Consider the following 17,512-nt stretch of genomic DNA (forward strand, 5'->3'; position numbering starts at 1 on the left):
TCAATTAGGAGCAGCCAAAGGAGAAATCTATCCACTAGTTTGGTCAGATGTGAATTTCAATAAAAGTTGATTTCCCTCATGTATAAATTGGTAAAAAATAAAGATACTGAGAAATGCGAGCATGTAAAAGAAATGAAAAACTCCTATCGCTTTCGAACCATTCTAGTAGTTGATTCCATCATTGATCTACTGACAACATGGAAAAAGGTGCAATTTAATAAACTACAACAAATCAATATTTTCCCAACTTTAGCTAGACAGTCTGGCATTTCTTTCGAGCAGATTTCAGAAGCGCTCACACATAGCGATACCACAATTACAAAAACTTATGTAAACACACCAAACGTCATAAAAAATGCCCGTTGGTGAGATTGCTTATCGCAAATTAGCTCAAAATGGTACTGTCTTGAATGGTGTCAATAGTGGTGTCAACAATGAAAAAAGACGCTTCACAAACTAAGTTGCGAAACGTCTTGATTGTTTTAAATGAATGGTACTCGATTTCCTGAGAAATCTCCGTCCCATACTGTATTCGTAAGCGAATAAATTCGCAACGGCTCCAGCAATTAACGTTTTGAAAACTGTGAAGCTTTACGAGCTTTCTTAAGACCTGGTTTCTTACGTTCGACCATACGTGCGTCACGAGTAAGTAAGCCAGCGCGTTTAAGAGCTAGACGGAAATCAGGATCTACTTGTAGCAATGCACGTGCGATACCGTGACGGATTGCACCTGATTGTCCAGCATATCCACCACCATTTACGTTTACAAAAACATCGTATGATCCTTTAGTTTCTGTAACGCCGAATGGTTGGTTGATTACTTCACGCAAGTCAGCGTGTGGGATGTATTCTTCAACATCTTTTTTGTTAACAGTAATTTTACCAGTACCTGGTACTAAACGTACGCGGGCTACTGCATTTTTACGACGGCCTGTGCCGATATATTGAGCTTGTGCCAATGAAATTCCCTCCTATTAGATTAAGTTTGTGATGTCCAATACTTCTGGTTGTTGTGCAGCATGTGGGTGTTCAGCGCCAGCATAAACATGAAGTTTCATTCCTTGTTTACGTCCTAAAGTGTTTTTAGGAAGCATGCCTTTAACAGAAGTTTCGATCAAACGACGAGAATTTTTAGCACGTAGTTCTCCCGCAGAGACTGATTTCAATCCGCCTGGGAAGTTTGAGTGACGGTAATAAATTTTATCGCTTGCTTTGTTACCTGTTAATTTGATTTTTTCTGCATTAATGACGATTACGAAATCACCTGTATCCACATGAGGTGTGAATGTTGGTTTATTTTTACCACGTAAGATAGATGCCACAACTGCTGAAAGACGTCCCATAGGAACATCCGTTGCATCTACTACGTACCATTTACGTTCTACTTCGCCTGGTTTGGCCATATATGTTGTACGCACGATTTTTTTCCTCCAATTCAATTTCACGAATGTTTGACATACACTTGAGTTTCCGGGGCTCTCGTGGGGCAAACAATACCATATAACATAATACCTGCTTAAGCGCCACATGTCAACGTGTTTCGCTGTTTTTTTGAAATTTCCCTTCAATTCTTTTCCGAAAACTTTCAGTTGTTATCCCTACCAAACAGGATGCACTTTTATACACATTCTTTGCATAATTTGTATGCTTCCTGCCATAAGCATCTCTGGTTTTTATTATTATATCAATTTATATCGATGATTTCACTAAACGAAAGAGAAATACACTGTATAAATATTTACTTTTTATCTTGATTTCTTATTTTTATTCTGTTACGATAGCTTCATCTTACTTGAACTTAAGGATGGGAGTTAATCATTATGAAAGAAAAAGTAATTTTAGCGTATTCTGGTGGACTTGATACTTCTGTTTCGATTAAATGGCTGACAGATCAAGGATATGATGTGGTAGCGTGCTGTTTGGATATTGGCGAAGGCCGTGATACACAATCGATCAAAGACAAAGCACTCGCTGTGGGTGCCATCGAATCCTATGCGATTGATGCCCGAGAAGAGTTTGCTCAGGACTTTGCATTGATTGCCTTACAAGGGAATACCTTCTATGAGAACTCCTATCCGCTGGTCTCTGCCCTTTCTCGTCCGCTGATTGCCAAGAAACTAGTAGAATTAGCCATCGCTACAGGGGCGACTACCGTTGCTCATGGCTGTACTGGTAAAGGAAATGACCAAGTCCGGTTCGAGGTCGCGATTGCCGCATTAGCCCCTCACTTGAAAGTCATTGCTCCGGTTCGGGAATGGAAATGGTCCCGGGAAGAAGAGATTGCCTATGCCGCTGAAAAAGGGGTGCCGATTCCTGCCGATTTGGATAACCCTTATTCGATCGATCAAAATCTTTGGGGCCGGGCTTGCGAATGCGGGGTCTTAGAAGATCCATGGGCGACTCCCCCTAGAGGCGCTTATGCCATTACGCAAGAATTGGAAGATACTCCTGATGTACCGACGATCGTTGAGATTACTTTTGATCAAGGGATTCCTACCGCATTGGATGGCGAAACACTGAATCTGGCCGAATTGATTATGAAAATGAATCGTCTAGCCGGCGAACATGGTATTGGTCGGATCGACCACATCGAAAACCGTTTAGTGGGGATCAAATCTCGTGAAGTCTACGAATGTCCGGGAGCGATGGCTCTAATGACAGCTCATAAAGAATTAGAGGATTTGGTTTTTGTTCGCGAGTTGGCCCATTTCAAACCCATCATTGAGCAGCAACTGGCACAAGTGATTTATGACGGTCTCTGGTTCAATCCCTTAACCGATGCCTTGATCGCTTTTCTAAAAAGTACACAGGTCTATGTCAATGGGATCGTGCGTTTGAAATTGTTCAAAGGCAATGTCATCTGTGAAGGACGTAAGTCGGAGAACAGTCTTTACGATGAAAACTTGGCGACTTATACGTCTGCCGATACCTTCGATCAACATGCAGCGATCGGATTCATTAAATTATGGGGACTGCCTAGCAAGGTCCACGCAGAGATTCAGGCACAACAGCAATTAACAGAAACACTGATTTAGTCAATGAGGTGACTTTTGCCTTTTGAGGGTGAAGTCAAGTTTCTTTCGAGGTGAGCAAAATGGCAAAATTATGGGGCGGTCGTTTCGACGGCAAAAATGAAGCATGGATCGATGCCTTTGGAGCGTCGATTCCTTTCGATCAATTATTGGCAAAACAGGACATCCAAGGCAGTTTGGCTCACGTCAAAATGCTGATCCACACGGGGATCATTGATGAAGCAGATGGCAACAAAATCATTCAAGGCTTGTTAGCGATCCAAGAGAAATTAGCAGCTGGAGAACTGACCTTTTCGATTGAGAACGAAGATATTCATTTGAATATTGAGACCTTTTTACATGAAGAAATTGGACCCGTCGCTGGCAAATTGCATACGGCCCGGAGTCGGAATGATCAAGTTGCGACGGATATGCACTTGTACTTGAAGGATGTGGTAAAGGAAGTCATCGACTTGATTGCGGCGTTCCGTCACGTACTAGTGGAGCAAGCTGAAAGCAATATCTACACGATCATGCCTGGCTATACTCACCTGCAACATGCACAGCCGATTTCTTTTGCCCATCACTTGTTAGCCTATTACAGCATGTTGACCCGCGATCAAGAACGGTTTACAGAAAGTCTCACTCGGATCGATATCATGCCTTTAGGCAGTGCTGCATTGGCTGGCACCACATTCCCTATCGACCGTGCCTATAGTGCGGAAGAATTAGGTTTTGGCTCGATTTACAGCAATAGTCTAGATGCCGTTAGTGACCGTGATTTTATTCTGGAATTTTTGAGTAATGCCGCGATTTTGATGATGCATCTTTCTCGTTTTTGTGAAGAGTTGATTCTTTGGTGCAGTCATGAGTTTCAATTCGTGGAATTGACGGATACTTTCTCTACAGGTAGTTCAATCATGCCGCAAAAAAAGAATCCTGACATGGCGGAATTGATCCGCGGCAAAACAGGACGTATCTATGGCAACCTTTTTAGTTTATTGACGGTCATGAAAGGTCTGCCTTTGGCTTATAACAAAGATTTCCAAGAAGACAAAGAAGGCATGTTCGATACCACCGAAACCATTGTGAAAAGCTTGCAGATCATGACCGGAATGATCCAAACGATGCAAGTCAACCATGAGCGAATGAAACGTTCGACAGAAAAAGACTTTTCCAATGCCACTGAACTGGCGGATTATTTAGCAGGTAAAGGAATTCCTTTCCGACAAGCCCATGAAATCGTTGGTAAATTGGTGAGTGAGTGCCTCAGTAAAGGCATTTATTTGCAGGATATCCCACTAGAAGAGTATCAAGCAGTCCAGCCAGTGATCGAAGCTGACATTTACGATAAACTTGACTCCTATACGGCAGTCAAGAACCGGCATTCTTACGGCGGTACCGGATTTGACCAAGTCAAACAACAGATCGAATCCGCCAAGCAATCCTTGGCATTGGCATAAAAAAAGGCTGCAGAAGAACTAGCTAACCAAAATAATCTCAACGATGATAAATGAATGGTGTGATCCATTACCTATTTGCGAATCGGTTCTGCTAACTGCAGAGACAATCTCATCGTTTGATTATTCTGTTTGCTGAAGGGCTTCTGTCAAAGCCTTTTTTATGTCTATCAGAAATACGAAAGCCTGTGGTTTATAAATTCTGATAGTGAAAAACTTGTTATCGTTTTCCTATACAAGTACCTGTTGGATTAAGAACACCTAACCTTTTGATTGTTACCTATCTTAATCAAAAATCATCTAATCAAAATTCGTATCCTTTAGCAATTTTCCTGCTGTATTAGCGACTCGCCAATCGCTCCTCCTGGATGCCATTGCACATACATTTCTGGGGTTAACTTTCGAGCTTCTTGCAAGAGGAGCGATAGCTTTTGTAAAACAATGATTTGTACCAAAACCGATAAGCGAGGCGGCTTGTTCAATAGATCCCCTTCTTTATGAACTGCCGCGCATAGGGAAACATCCGATAAATGACTGAGCGTAGAGTCACTTCTTTTGGAGACGCCGATAATTTTTGCACCATTATTCTTAAGTGTCTCAATTGTATAGAGTAGTTCTTTGGTTTCCCCACTGTTAGAAATAGCGATCACTACATCACCAGCTTTTACTTGACCACTTGATCCATGAACCGCTTCCGTTCCATCTAAAAAATAGCTTGGCGTACCGGTGGATGAAAGCAATGAAGCAATATATCCCGCAACATAAGAGGGTTTTCCGATCCCCGTTACATGGACGCGCCCTCCGTCAGCTTCTGTTTGGAGAATCATCTCTTTCGCAGCTTCTAAAGATCCTTCATCGATTTTGTCCATCGCTAAAGCCAATTCATCTAGTACACACTGATCATAACTCAATCCCATTCTTTCACCTGATTTCTATTTATTGAAAACCGAATAATCTTTTGTATCCATAGGTGTCGTTTGGAAGAAAAACTTGACGCCTTTTTCTTGGATTTCTCGTATAGCTGTCATTTCTTCCTGAGTGAAATATTCATCGATTTTCTTCAAGAGAATTCGACTTGCTGGATAAGGAAGTTGCACTTCTTTTGAAGAAAACCCCTTATTCACAGCCTCTCTTAGCGCACAAATATTTTTGAAAATAATCATTACATTGCATTTTTCTTCCGTGTCCTGTGCTAAAAATTCCAATAATTGATCGACTGAGAAGATACTAACTTTACTTTTATTAGAAAAGCTAAGCTGCAAAACTTTCTCCAGGAAAGGATCATCTTTATGAGTAGGATCTACAATCGCGATATAACTAGCATTAATGAAGTTGTTCCAATTCAATGCCACTGTTGCATGCAACAACCGTTTGTCCACTCTGACTAATTTCACTTTCTTACTCATAGATCTCACCTGCCTGCTCACGCTTGTCATTATCACTTAAATAGTTAGCTAGTAAATAAAACTGGATCTTACCTTGAAAACTCCCACGAATATCGATATGAAATAGTTCCTCAAATCGTTTGATTTTATACACTAGAGTATTTTTGTGTAAAAACAAACTTTCTGCTGTCTGTGTCAGATTATAATCATTAGTGTATAAATGTCTTGCAATACTGATCAGTTCAGCAGTATCAATTTTGTTGATTCCTCCATTAAAATAATCAAACAGATTCGTTACTTCTTGGTGAGGAACTCGATTTGCTAGGTAATTAAGGACGTAGTCCCAAAAATGGTAAATCTTTTGTCCTTCCATTGCAAAATTTCTCTTCAGCCAATATGTATGTTGATAGCTTGACTGGAATAGCCGCAACTTATTTTGCACACTGCCTACATAAAAATAGCAGTCACTTAATCCCCATTCTTGCAGATCGCGAATAAAACTGTTGAGATAGTCTTTGACCGTCAGCTCCATCAAATTTTTTGGGATGACTTTAAACATAATTATCTCATTATCTGCCATCAATGAGTAAATAGTCTCATCTTCATTGATTTTGTACTTTAAGTTTGTCACTTCTTGCACATCAAAAGCTGTTCCTTTGACTATACGGATTGCTACTCTTGGCTTTGTTCCATCAATGTGCAGTTCTTGAACAAGACGCAGAACTTCGTCAATGCTAAAATTCCTCTTGGCAATCAGTGCTTTGATCAATTGTTCTTCCAAACTTAAACTTTGTCTAGCAGCTTCTTGATTCATTTCATAAATAATTCTTGTTTTAAGCGACTCTGACAGCAAATTTGCCACAATACTTAAACTATCATCCTGTCCATTTACCCATAAATAACCATAGTCTTTCTCTTCAACAGCAATTTTATAGAAGTGGTCGTCTTTACCTTGTTGACTTAGGTCGATCAAAGTACCATTTTTTCTTTTATCGCTACTGGAAATAACTTTTCCATAATTATCTATAAGGCCAATCGTATATTTGGGGTTTTCTTGTACAACAAAAATAAATTCTTTAAAAATTTGCTCCAAATTCATTATATTCACCTCAAGCTAAAAAATACGGATCCAGCATAAACATAACATTTCTTATCAACAAATTTTTAAAGAATCCTCACACTTAATCAATTAAATTGTAATACTTTAGCATAGACAAAATTTTCCTGTCATCGGATGCTGTTGTTTCTTTCACTGGTCGTCGAGCGGGACCTACTTCGGCAATCGCAGCCAATTCAATTGCTCTTTTTAATATTGAAGGTACTGTTCCTAATTTTAGTGCACCACGTAATTCTTCAATGTCATTTTGTAATTTCTCCGCTGATTCCCAGTTATTCCCTCTGATTGCCTGATCCAAGCTCACGATCGTTTCCGTGATTAAATTGCTTGTACCAGCAATTGCCCCAGATGCGCCTAGTTTATAGCCGGCTAAAATTTTCGAGTCAGATCCAACCAACACGTTAACCTTTGTCCCCTCAGTTACTTCTAGGTAGTCCTTTAAGTTGTTCAAGTCTCCGCTGCTATCCTTGATTCCTAAAACATTGGGTAATTTTGTCAACTCTCTCAAAACTTCTTTCGAAATATTACATCCAGTATTTTTAGGAATATTGTATAGAATGATTGGGATCTGTACACTGTTCGCTACCTTTTGATAATGCTGCAAAATTTCTTCATCAGATGGGGTTATAAAATAAGGCGTTATGACAGATAAAGCATCGGCTCCCAGTGACTCCGCTTTTTGTGATAGTTCGATCGTTTCTTTTGTAGAACATGCGCCAGTTCCAATATAAACAGGTACTCGTTTTGCCACATGATCAATGACCGCTTTTGAAAAAGCCATTTTTTCTTCTGAATTTAACACATGAAACTCCCCGTTACTTCCTAAGGGGAATATTCCAGACACACCTTTTTCAATCAGATGATCCACCAAGTTTTCCATTGCCTCATAATTGATGGTTTCAGCTGTATCTCTATGAAAAGGGGTGACAATTGGGGTAATGATTCCTTCAAACATCTTTTAGTCTCCTTCACTCAACAACTGTTCATTTGTTAAAACAACACTTTCTTTTGCAACCGTAAAACAACTCTCAACAAACGCATCCAGATCAATCGTCTCGGCAGTTGTTCCTTTCATATATAAATCAATAAACATTGGCAAGTTTACACCAGTCACCACTTTATGCTGGTATTTTTTGGTCAACGCCGTCAGTACATTGGAGGGTGTTCCTCCAAATAGATCAACTAAAGCAATCGTTGGCCCACTAATGGTTTCAAATAATTCATTGGCTTCTGCCAAAAAGTTTTCAAAAGATTTATCGGGAAGCAGTGATAGGCTATAGACATTCACCGTCTTTCCTACGATCATTTCAGCCGAACGAGTCAATTCTGCGCCAAATGATCCGTGAGTTGCCACGACTAGATTCAATTTAGTCATTTTCTCTCTCCTTCATAGTTTAGCAATTTACTCAAAACAATATCCGTTGAAATTTCGCAAGTTCTGGCTTCGGATTCAATCGTTCTGGCACCTGTATGGGGTGTTAGATAGAAGTTTTCCCTCGCAAGCAATGGGTCCTCAGATTTCGGCGGCTCTGAACTAAATACATCGAAACAAGCACTTCGAATGACTTTCCCAGCTAAAGCTTTAGATAACGCCTCCTCGTCAACAATGCCTCCTCGTGCAGTATTGATTAAACAAGCATTATCTTTCATTCTGTTTAATTCAGCAGTTGAGATTAGATTTTTAGTTTTTTCCGTTAAAGGTAAATGTAGGGAGACGTAATCCGATTCCTGCAGCAATGTTTCCAATGCTAGTTGCTCTGCATCATACTGTTTCAGCTCTTCAACCGGCACATCATAAACGTCATAAATCCGAACATGCATCCCAACACCCTGTGCTTGTCGTGCTAACTGTTTCCCAATCGCACCAAATCCAATGATACCAATTGTTTTTCCATATAATTCTCTGCCGGTAGGTTTCTGCCATTCTCCTTCTTTGACTTCACGAACCGTTTCATAAATATTTTTTGATTCACTGTAAATTAGCGCCATAACATGTTCTGCGACAGCGATAGAATTAGAGCCAATGGTTCGTCCAACATAAATTCCTTTCGATTCCGCGTAAGCAACATCGATGTTGTCGGTTCCGACACCGAATTTGCAAATCACTTTTAACTGTGGGCACTGATCGATAAATGCCTGATCAATAAGATCGACACCAACAATAATCCCATCCGCATCCTTTGATAATTCAAGAAATTTTTCAGGTGAATAAGCTTGACCAGTGTTGTTATAACTCACTTGAAATCCGTGAGAACGCAGTTTGTCCAATTCCTTTTCCCCATAATTTGCAAAACCGCGAGGTGTAATGACTATCTTCATTTGCGTTTTCTCCAATCTTCCTTACAAAATACCAAAAAAGGTTAGCGCGATTGCAAAGAGCATCGTCGCAATAATGATCTGCAGGTATTTGGGTCCTTTTTTCATGATATAAAAATACATTGCCATAACTAAACAGAAAGGCAGAAAGCTCGGTAGCATACCGTCAATAATTTCTTGAACCGAGGTTGTCCCTGTTTCATTGCTAAATTCAAGGATCGTCGAAAAATTGACATACGCCGCAGACAGACACCCAATCATAAAGAGACCAACAATACTCGCAATGTCGATGACTTTTTTGATTGATCCAGAATTCAAAATATTTAATACAGAACTCTTTCCTAGAGTGTATCCTTTATTGATCAAAAACCATGACCAGCCAAAACTCCATGCGATGTAGATAACTCCTGGGATAAATGCTGCTAGAATTGATCCGTTCAAAGCCATAGGTACAAAAATCGCGAGTGGTATTGTAGCTACGATACCTTGGTCGACGCTATCACCAATCCCTGCTAAAGGTCCCATTAAACCAATTTTTAACGACTCGATGACTTCAGGTGTAATCTCTTCATTTCCATTAGCCCGCTGTTCTTCTAAAGAAATGACGATTCCATGAATAATACTTCCCCAATCACAATTCGTATTAAACATTTGTACATGTCGTTTCATCGCTGCTTGTAATTCTTCTGGGTCATCTTTATAAATTTTTTGAAGTGTCTTATTTAATGAATAGCTGAAAGCTAAAGCCTGCATTCGGTCAAAGCTAACCGGAACCTCGACAGCTAATGTCCATTTCCACCATGCTTTTAACAAATCCAATTTCGTAACCTTTTTTTCAGTAGCAACTGTCATTTCTGCACTCATGCAAATTCCCCCTCATCAGAATTTTGTTTGAATAATGAACTAATCATTGCAATACATACAGCAAAGACAGCCCCTGTCAACATTGAGAATCCTAGAACTGCATACATAAAGAACCCTAAAACGAAAAATGGTAAATATTGTTTTTTACCCATCACGACCAGAGTCAATGCAAATCCTAATGCCGGCAACATTCCTCCTGCATTGGCTAATCCATTCATTAACCATTCCGGAATAACATTTAAGAATGCCTGAATGACATTTGTGCCAAATAAGGTTGCGATAAATACCGGTGTAAAGTATAGAACACCGTTCGTTAACCAAGGAATCACGAAAGAGAATAAAGACAATTGATCATATTTATTCGCTTCAACTAACGCATCAGCACGCGTATTATAAAATGAGTTGATCGTACGACGAACATTGTTGATCAATACACCAAGTACACCGAATGGTACTGCTAAAGCAACTGCTGCGCTAGCCTCTAGACCACTAGCTAAGGCTGCTGGAATAGCGATACATGCTGCTAAAGCTTGATCGCTTGGAATATTCCCACCAGCCTCGATCCCACCCATGTACATCAACTGAATCGTTGCTCCATATAATAGTCCAGCTTGAACATCCCCATATACGAGACCAATAAAAACACCTAAAACTACCGGTTTTCTAAAGGCAAAAGAAACGAAGTAACTCGCACGACCCATTGCTAACCAATAAATTAAACCGACTAAAGCTGATTGAATAACCATGTTTTCACTCCTTACTCTTTATGCTAATTTTTTTACTGCATTTTGAAGTGTTTCTGAAGGGTAATCTGGTGTCGTTTGAAAATAGACATTGATTCCTTTAGACTCAATCGCTAATAATTGATCGGCATCTTTGCGATCAAGCGTAATGGCATTGTTGACTGCCTTTCTACCAGGGCCCCCACCTAAGCCGCCAATTTGAATTTCGGGTAATGCCAAACCGGCGTTGATCGCATTGGTCAATTCTTGAACACTTTTTAGTAAAACCAAAATACGATTTCTCTCAAATTCGCCATTTTCTTGCGCTGCGACAGCTTCTTCGACAGAAAGAATCCGAATCCGAACCCCTTTAGGTGCAGCCATTTTAAAAACATCTTGCATAAACTCATCTTTGCTTAGTGCTGTATCTACTGTCACGATTTCGTTGATATCACATTGCTTTAGCCAGCGAGTGATCACCTGTCCATGAATTAGTCTAAAATCTACTCTTGTCAGTGCAATACTCATGCGTTTTCCTCTTTTCTTTTTCATTATTTGGTAAGCGTTTTCTAGTTGCTATTTTTTAAAATTGCGTTTCCTAATACTTTCTCCAAAAGCTACTTGCGGTATTTTTTGATGATTGTGCTGATCGCTTTCGCATTCGCCGCAATTTCCTCAACACTTCCTTTAGTCAATAGACTGCCTATTCCGCAAACATCTACACCGCTTTGGAGCCATGTTTCTATGTTCTCGAGATTGATCCCACCGCTAGCCAAAATCGGCATATCCGGAATCGGTGTTTTAAAGACAGTTACTAGTTTAGAACCATAAAAATCCGAGATTGGAAAGGCTTTGATGAAAGCAGCTCCCGCACTCAATGAATCGACAGCCTCTGTAAAGGAAGTACAGCCCGGTGCATAAGGTATTTGGTATCGGTTACATATCTCTGCAACCTCTTTTGAATAATTCGGTGCAATAATAAACTGAGCACCATGCAGTATTGCATGTCTGGCTGTTTCGCTATCAAAAACTGTCCCTGCACCCACACATAATTGATCCCCATATTTTTCTGTCAATTTTTTTATGATGTCGCCAGCACTATTCAATGTATAACTCATTTCCATCACTGGTACACCACCGGCGATACACCCATCAGCAATTTCACACGCTCGTTCAAAGGATTCCGTGCGGACAATTGCTAATGCACCGGTTTGATAGATTCTCTGTGTAACACTCATTTTTTTCATCATTTCTCCTCACCTCACCTATAATTTAAATCGAATGGGAAAATATTCATATGTTTGAACAAACGAAAAAAATCTCCTTTTTTGGATGACAGACACAATCCACTTGATACGAAAGCGTTTTCTATCGCTTTTAAAAAGGTATTTTTTAGCAAAACAACCCTGTAGTAGTGGACTTTGGAATAAAAAATTGGAAATCGAAAGAAGCACTGATCATTAATAAAGGACAGATTTAGCGTAAAATCGTTCATTTAACCGAACTATCTGAAGGACAGGTTCTTTAGCAAAAGAAAAAACCGGAACAGAAGTCACACTTCTGTTCCGGTTTCCACTTTATTTATACAGTTTGATCAGAAATCTTTTTTCCACTCACTGAATCAATGACGCACACGTGATTTTGCTGGATCGATTTGAGGCGCTTCACCTAGGTGCGCTTGGATCATCCAGATACGTTTTTCGGTATCTGTTTTGAAGCCGATAAAGATATCTTGTGTTGGATCATCGCCTTCTTCACCACTGACTTCAATCCCTTTTTGGTATAAGTCAGCTAGATAACGATAACCTTCAACAAGTGTAGCTAAACGTTCTGGGATCGTACGGTCCCAGTTGCCGATTTCATCAGGGATTTGTGTATTGTCTGCCATTTCCCGTAATGTTGAATATGGTGAGCCATCTAATGTGATCAAGCGTTCAGAGATCACATCTAATTGGTCGTTCAAATCATCCATAAAATCATCCATCATTGGATGTAAAGTTAAAAAGCCAGGTCCTCGCATGTACCAGTGTGTTTGGTGAACGACCATTGCCATTTGACTTAAGTCAGCAACGAGTTGATTCAACACTTCTTTTGTTTGTTCAAATTTCATTACGATTCCTCCTTTAAATTCTCTATTTCAAGCATAGTATGAATCTAAAAAAAAGTACACCAAAACCTACTACTTGAGAAAATTTCTCAGCTTTTCACGTATTTCTTTATGAGGCAAAGGAGGAGGAGACAGTGTATATGATGTGGGGGTATATTTTAGGTGCAGCGGTATATGCGTTTATTCAAACCATTTACTGGCAGGATGCTCCAAGCGAATATTTTGATGATTTTCATAGAAAACCTCCTATTTTCTATTCCGTGGCCCAACAGCCATTTTTTCCTTTTATCAAGCATGCTCAAGTTTTATTGGATTGCACTGCTGCTAGTTTATTGGCAAAAAGCGTTTATGCTTGGCTGATCTGGCTTGCTTTCCTACAACCATCCGTAGGGGAGTGTTGGCTGGCGTTGGTCTGGTTGAACAGTGCTTACCTCCTCACTTTGACAGATCTCTACGATTATAGTGTCAAGGGAGAGATTCTCTATCCTTCTTTGTTTTTATTGGCTTTTACCAATCTCATGAATGCACAGCCTTTTCATTGGCAGAACTTTCTCCTGCTTCTGCCATTATTCTTTTTCGTTTGGCAAGAACAGCTGGGAGATGGCGACTTATTCTTGATTTGTGGTTGGGCACCTTGGCTGTCTACTTACCAACTCCTTTGGCTGTTGATCGTCGCTAGCTGTTATGGGCTCTTGTTTTTTTCATTGCATAAGCTGTTTGTCAGAAATCAATTACGGATGCTACCCTTTGTTCCTTGTTTGAGTTTAGCATTAGTCATCGTGCGTTTCCTTTAACAAAAAAGCCCGCTGTTTCATTAGCGAAACAGCGGGCTTTTGTTTAGTTTTGGTTGTTCAATGCATCTTCTGCAGCCATTTGCGCTTCAATGTCGGAAATACTATAGACATTTTCACTCGCAACAGTGACTTCTTTTGGTTCCATTTCACGGTAGCGAGCCATACCAGTACCTGCAGGAATAATCTTACCAATGATAACATTTTCCTTCAATCCTAGTAATGGATCTTTCTTCCCGCGGATCGCAGCATCTGTCAACACACGTGTTGTTTCTTGGAAGGATGCAGCAGATAAGAAGCTGTTTGTTTCCAAGGATGCTTTTGTGATACCGAGTAAGACTGGGCGGCTGGTAGCAGGAACCCCGCCGGCAACTAATGTGTTGTAGTTGCGGTCTTTAAAGTCAGCGATATCCATCAATGTTCCTGGCAAGATGTCTGAATCACCTGGATCCATGACACGAACTTTACGCAACATTTGACGAACCATTACTTCGATATGTTTGTCGCCGATTTCTACCCCTTGCATACGGTAAACGCGTTGTACTTCACGCAATAGATAGTTTTCAACAGACAAGACATCACGTACTTGCAGCAATTGTTTTGGATCGATTGATCCTTCTGTCAATGGTGCACCACGATGGATAAAGTCTCCTTCAACCACTTTCATACGTGCGGTAAATGGTACAGTATAGGTCCGAGTATCAGTTTCCCCTTTGATCGTCACTTCTTTCGTACGAGTAGACGCATCTTCAGAGATATCGATTACTTCACCGGTAACTTCAGTGATGACCGCTTGACCTTTCGGATTACGGGCTTCAAAGATTTCTTGGACACGAGGCAGACCTTGAGTGATATCATCACCGGCTACCCCACCGGTATGGAATGTACGCATGGTCAACTGAGTACCTGGTTCACCGATTGATTGGGCAGCGATCGTACCAACTGCTTCACCAACTTCAACTTCTGAACCAGTTGCTAAGTTACGGCCATAACAATGTTTACATACACCATGTTTTGTATTACATGTAAAGACGGAACGGATCGAAACAGTTTCGATTCCTGCGTCAACGATCTCTTTGGCAAGGTCTTCAGTGATCAATTGATCTGGTCCGACAATGACTGCACCAGTCTCTGGATGGATCGCTGATTTACGTGTGTAACGTCCAATCAAGCGTTCTTCCAATGATTCAATGATTTCGTTACCTTCACGAATGGCTTGAATATCTAAGCCACGGTCGGTTCCGCAATCTTCTTCACGAATGATGACATCTTGCGCCACGTCAACCAAACGACGAGTCAAGTAACCAGAATCGGCTGTCTTCAAGGCGGTATCGGTCATTCCTTTACGAGCCCCGTGAGTAGAGATAAACATTTCTAAGACAGAAAGTCCTTCACGGAAGTTTGAGATGATCGGCAATTCCATGATTTGTCCATTCGGCGCAGCCATCAATCCACGCATCCCAGCAAGCTGAGTAAAGTTGGAGATGTTACCACGGGCTCCAGAATCAGACATCATGAAGATTGGGTTTTTCGCTTCCAATGATTCCATCAGTTTCAATTGGATCTCATCTTTCGCGGCATTCCAGACACCGATTACGCGTTCATAACGTTCATCATCAGTGATCAAACCACGACGGAATTGTTTCGTGATCGTTTCAACTTGTTTGTGGGCATTTTCGATGATGTCATGTTTTTCATGCAAGTTCATGATATCTGCAATACCTACAGTGATACCGGCCATTGTAGAATGGCTATACCCTAAGTCTTTCATGCGGTCAAGCATCCGTGATGTTTCAGTGATGCGGAAACGTTTGAAGACTTCAGAAATAATATTTCCTAAGTTTTTCTTCTTGAATGGTCCGACTAGTTCTTGTTCTTTGATGAAAGCAGGAATATCTGTTCCAGCTTCGACAAAGTACTTATCTGGTGTTTGGACTGTCAAGTTGAAATCTGTTGGTTCATTCAAGTAAGGGAATTCTGTTGGCATGATCGAGTTGAAGATCACTTTCCCAACAGTCGTTACCATCAAGCGTTCTTTTTGTTCTGCAGTAAATGGTTTGTCTCCTAATGTGTTTGGATTGATCGCAATACGGGTGTGTAAATGCACGTAACCATTGCGCCAAGCAGTTACTGCTTCGTCCATGTCGCGGAAGATCATGCCTTCCCCTTCGCGGCCTTCTTCTTCCATCGTCAAGTAGTAGTTCCCTAGGACCATATCTTGAGATGGCGTTACAACTGGCTTACCGTCTTTCGGATTCAAGATGTTTTGTGCTGCTAACATCAACATCCGTGCTTCGGCTTGCGCTTCTTCATTCAATGGCACGTGGACAGCCATTTGGTCTCCATCGAAATCGGCATTGTAGGCTTCACAGACTAGTGGGTGCAAACGAATCGCACGGCCTTCAACCAATACAGGTTCAAATGCTTGAATTCCAAGTCTGTGCAACGTAGGTGCCCGGTTCAAAAGAACAGGGTGTTCTTTGATGACGTCTTCTAGGACATCCCAAACTTCATCTTCTTGGCGCTCGATTTTACGTTTCGCATTTTTGATATTTGACGCGATTTCACGAGAAACCAATTCACGCATCACAAATGGTTTGAACAATTCGATCGCCATTTCTTTTGGCAATCCACATTGATACATTTTTAGGAATGGACCAACGACGATAACGGAACGACCAGAATAGTCAACACGTTTACCTAGCAAGTTTTGACGGAAACGACCTTGTTTCCCTTTCAACATATGAGAAAGAGATTTCAATGGACGGTTACCTGGTCCAGCAACTGGACGACCGCGACGACCATTATCGATCAAGGCATCCACTGCTTCTTGGAGCATCCGTTTTTCATTTTGAACAATAATATTCGGTGCATTTAAGTCTAATAGACGTTTCAAGCGGTTGTTCCGGTTGATTACACGGCGATAAAGATCGTTCAAGTCACTTGTTGCGAAACGGCCACCTTCTAATTGGACCATTGGGCGCAAATCAGGCGGGATAACTGGAATAACATCCATGACCATCCAGCTTGGTTTGTTTCCTGAAGCACGGAAAGCTTCTAAGATATCTAAACGACGGATCGCACGTGTCCGTTTTTGTCCGGTCGCGTTTTTCAATTCTTCTTTTAGTTCAGCCACTTCGCCGTCTAGATCCACACCATCCAACAATTGTTTGATGGCTTCAGCACCCATCGCTGCTGAAAATTCTTGACCGTATTGGTCACGTTTTTCACGGTATTCCCGTTCAGTCAATAATTGTTTCTTCTCAAGACTAGTGTTTCCTGGCTCGATCACGACATAAGAAGCAAAATAAATGATTTCTTCCAAGGCACGTGGGCTCATGTCTAACACTAGACCCATCCGTGAAGGAATGCCTTTGAAGTACCAAATATGTGATACAGGTGCCGCTAATTCAATGTGACCCATCCGTTCACGACGAACTTTTGAGCGAGTGACTTCAACACCGCAACGGTCACAAACGATTCCTTTATAACGAATTCGTTTGTATTTTCCGCAGGCACATTCCCAGTCTTTGGTTGGGCCGAAAATACGCTCGTCAAACAACCCTTCGCGTTCAGGTTTCAACGTACGATAGTTAATGGTTTCAGGTTTTTTTACTTCACCGTAAGACCAGCTTCTGATTTTTTCAGGAGAAGCCAAACCGATTTGCATACTTTCGAATTTATTTACATCGATCAAAAAAGGTTCCCTCCATTTCATTTCATGGACATATCCGATAGA

17 protein-coding genes and 1 pseudogene are annotated in these 17,512 nt (G+C 40.9%); 4 read left to right on the forward strand and 14 right to left on the reverse strand.

Translation table 11 applies throughout. The annotated features are described in order from the left end of the window. Positions 1 to 246 precede the first annotated feature (246 nt). A pseudogene (locus FE005_RS17190) lies at positions 247 to 509 on the forward strand (hypothetical protein); the annotation flags it as partial. A 57-nt stretch (positions 510 to 566) separates the two neighbouring features. On the opposite strand, the gene rpsI reads toward FE005_RS17190, so the two are convergent. Together rpsI and rplM are read right to left on the reverse strand one after the other, a co-directional pair. Further along, positions 567 to 959 carry a 30S ribosomal protein S9 gene (gene rpsI, locus FE005_RS04130; protein ID WP_003128901.1) on the reverse strand — a complete coding sequence of 131 codons (393 nt, stop codon included), beginning with the start codon at positions 957 to 959 and terminating at the stop codon, positions 567 to 569. Positions 960 to 974: 15 nt separating this feature from the next. Beyond that, on the reverse strand, positions 975 to 1,421 hold the full coding sequence (gene rplM / locus FE005_RS04135) for a 50S ribosomal protein L13 (protein ID WP_301337271.1): 447 nt from the start codon (positions 1,419 to 1,421) through the stop codon (positions 975 to 977). A 399-nt stretch (positions 1,422 to 1,820) separates the two neighbouring features. On the opposite strand from rplM, the gene FE005_RS04140 reads away from it, so the two are divergent. Together FE005_RS04140 and argH are read left to right on the forward strand one after the other, a co-directional pair. Next, on the forward strand, positions 1,821 to 3,035 hold the full coding sequence (locus FE005_RS04140; RefSeq protein WP_138371374.1) for an argininosuccinate synthase: 1,215 nt from the start codon (positions 1,821 to 1,823) through the stop codon (positions 3,033 to 3,035). A 59-nt stretch (positions 3,036 to 3,094) separates the two neighbouring features. Then, positions 3,095 to 4,474 carry an argininosuccinate lyase gene (argH, locus tag FE005_RS04145; protein ID WP_138371375.1) on the forward strand — a complete coding sequence of 460 codons (1,380 nt, stop codon included), beginning with the start codon at positions 3,095 to 3,097 and terminating at the stop codon, positions 4,472 to 4,474. A 317-nt stretch (positions 4,475 to 4,791) separates the two neighbouring features. Here the strand turns inward: argH and FE005_RS04150 are convergent, their stop codons facing one another. The 11 genes from FE005_RS04150 to FE005_RS04200 all read right to left on the reverse strand — a co-directional run bounded on the left by FE005_RS04150 (position 4,792) and on the right by FE005_RS04200 (position 12,985). Then, the gene (locus FE005_RS04150; RefSeq protein ID WP_138371376.1) at positions 4,792 to 5,388 is read right to left on the reverse strand and encodes an SIS domain-containing protein; all 597 of its coding nucleotides are present in this window, start codon (positions 5,386 to 5,388) and stop codon (positions 4,792 to 4,794) included. A 15-nt stretch (positions 5,389 to 5,403) separates the two neighbouring features. Beyond that, positions 5,404 to 5,877: a PTS sugar transporter subunit IIB gene (locus FE005_RS04155; protein WP_005469787.1), complete on the reverse strand. Its 474-nt coding sequence runs from the start codon at positions 5,875 to 5,877 to the stop codon at positions 5,404 to 5,406. Further along, positions 5,870 to 6,955 carry a CdaR family transcriptional regulator gene (locus tag FE005_RS04160; RefSeq protein ID WP_003128888.1) on the reverse strand — a complete coding sequence of 362 codons (1,086 nt, stop codon included), beginning with the start codon at positions 6,953 to 6,955 and terminating at the stop codon, positions 5,870 to 5,872. Before FE005_RS04160 ends, FE005_RS04155 begins: the two co-directional genes overlap by 8 nt. Before the next feature lie 82 nt (positions 6,956 to 7,037). Beyond that, the gene (gene dapA / locus FE005_RS04165) at positions 7,038 to 7,928 is read right to left on the reverse strand and encodes a 4-hydroxy-tetrahydrodipicolinate synthase (RefSeq protein ID WP_003128887.1); all 891 of its coding nucleotides are present in this window, start codon (positions 7,926 to 7,928) and stop codon (positions 7,038 to 7,040) included. A gap of 3 nt (positions 7,929 to 7,931) precedes the next feature. Next, positions 7,932 to 8,348, reverse strand: a complete 417-nt coding sequence (locus FE005_RS04170) for a PTS sugar transporter subunit IIA (protein ID WP_003128886.1) — start codon at positions 8,346 to 8,348, stop codon at positions 7,932 to 7,934. Then, on the reverse strand, positions 8,345 to 9,292 hold the full coding sequence (locus FE005_RS04175) for a phosphoglycerate dehydrogenase (RefSeq protein ID WP_003128885.1): 948 nt from the start codon (positions 9,290 to 9,292) through the stop codon (positions 8,345 to 8,347). The genes FE005_RS04170 and FE005_RS04175 overlap by 4 nt, the downstream gene beginning before the upstream one ends. A 21-nt stretch (positions 9,293 to 9,313) precedes the next feature. After that, on the reverse strand, positions 9,314 to 10,153 hold the full coding sequence (locus FE005_RS04180; RefSeq protein WP_003128884.1) for a PTS system mannose/fructose/sorbose family transporter subunit IID: 840 nt from the start codon (positions 10,151 to 10,153) through the stop codon (positions 9,314 to 9,316). Beyond that, complete coding sequence (locus FE005_RS04185; protein ID WP_005469783.1) at positions 10,150 to 10,899, reverse strand: PTS sugar transporter subunit IIC; 750 nt, start codon at positions 10,897 to 10,899, stop codon at positions 10,150 to 10,152. Before FE005_RS04185 ends, FE005_RS04180 begins: the two co-directional genes overlap by 4 nt. 18 nt (positions 10,900 to 10,917) lie before the next feature. Further along, positions 10,918 to 11,403 carry a PTS sugar transporter subunit IIB gene (locus FE005_RS04190; protein ID WP_003128882.1) on the reverse strand — a complete coding sequence of 162 codons (486 nt, stop codon included), beginning with the start codon at positions 11,401 to 11,403 and terminating at the stop codon, positions 10,918 to 10,920. Between the two features lie 89 nt (positions 11,404 to 11,492). After that, positions 11,493 to 12,122, reverse strand: coding sequence for a ketohydroxyglutarate aldolase (locus tag FE005_RS04195; protein WP_138371377.1), 630 nt, complete (start codon positions 12,120 to 12,122; stop codon positions 11,493 to 11,495). A 374-nt stretch (positions 12,123 to 12,496) separates the two neighbouring features. Continuing rightward, a complete protein-coding gene (locus FE005_RS04200) occupies positions 12,497 to 12,985 on the reverse strand; it encodes a DNA starvation/stationary phase protection protein (RefSeq protein WP_003128880.1) in 489 nt (162 codons plus the stop codon). Positions 12,986 to 13,122: 137 nt separating this feature from the next. On the opposite strand from FE005_RS04200, the gene FE005_RS04205 reads away from it, so the two are divergent. Further along, a complete protein-coding gene (locus FE005_RS04205) occupies positions 13,123 to 13,776 on the forward strand; it encodes a hypothetical protein (RefSeq protein ID WP_230321034.1) in 654 nt (217 codons plus the stop codon). A 43-nt stretch (positions 13,777 to 13,819) separates the two neighbouring features. Here FE005_RS04205 and rpoC read toward each other — a convergent pair whose 3' ends face one another. Next, the gene (rpoC, locus tag FE005_RS04210) at positions 13,820 to 17,470 is read right to left on the reverse strand and encodes a DNA-directed RNA polymerase subunit beta' (RefSeq protein ID WP_003128876.1); all 3,651 of its coding nucleotides are present in this window, start codon (positions 17,468 to 17,470) and stop codon (positions 13,820 to 13,822) included. Positions 17,471 to 17,512 lie beyond the last annotated feature (42 nt).

It is taken from the genome of Enterococcus sp. M190262, assembly GCF_005843965.1.
In the GTDB taxonomy this organism is placed as follows: Bacteria; Bacillota; Bacilli; order Lactobacillales; family Enterococcaceae; genus Enterococcus_D; species Enterococcus_D gallinarum.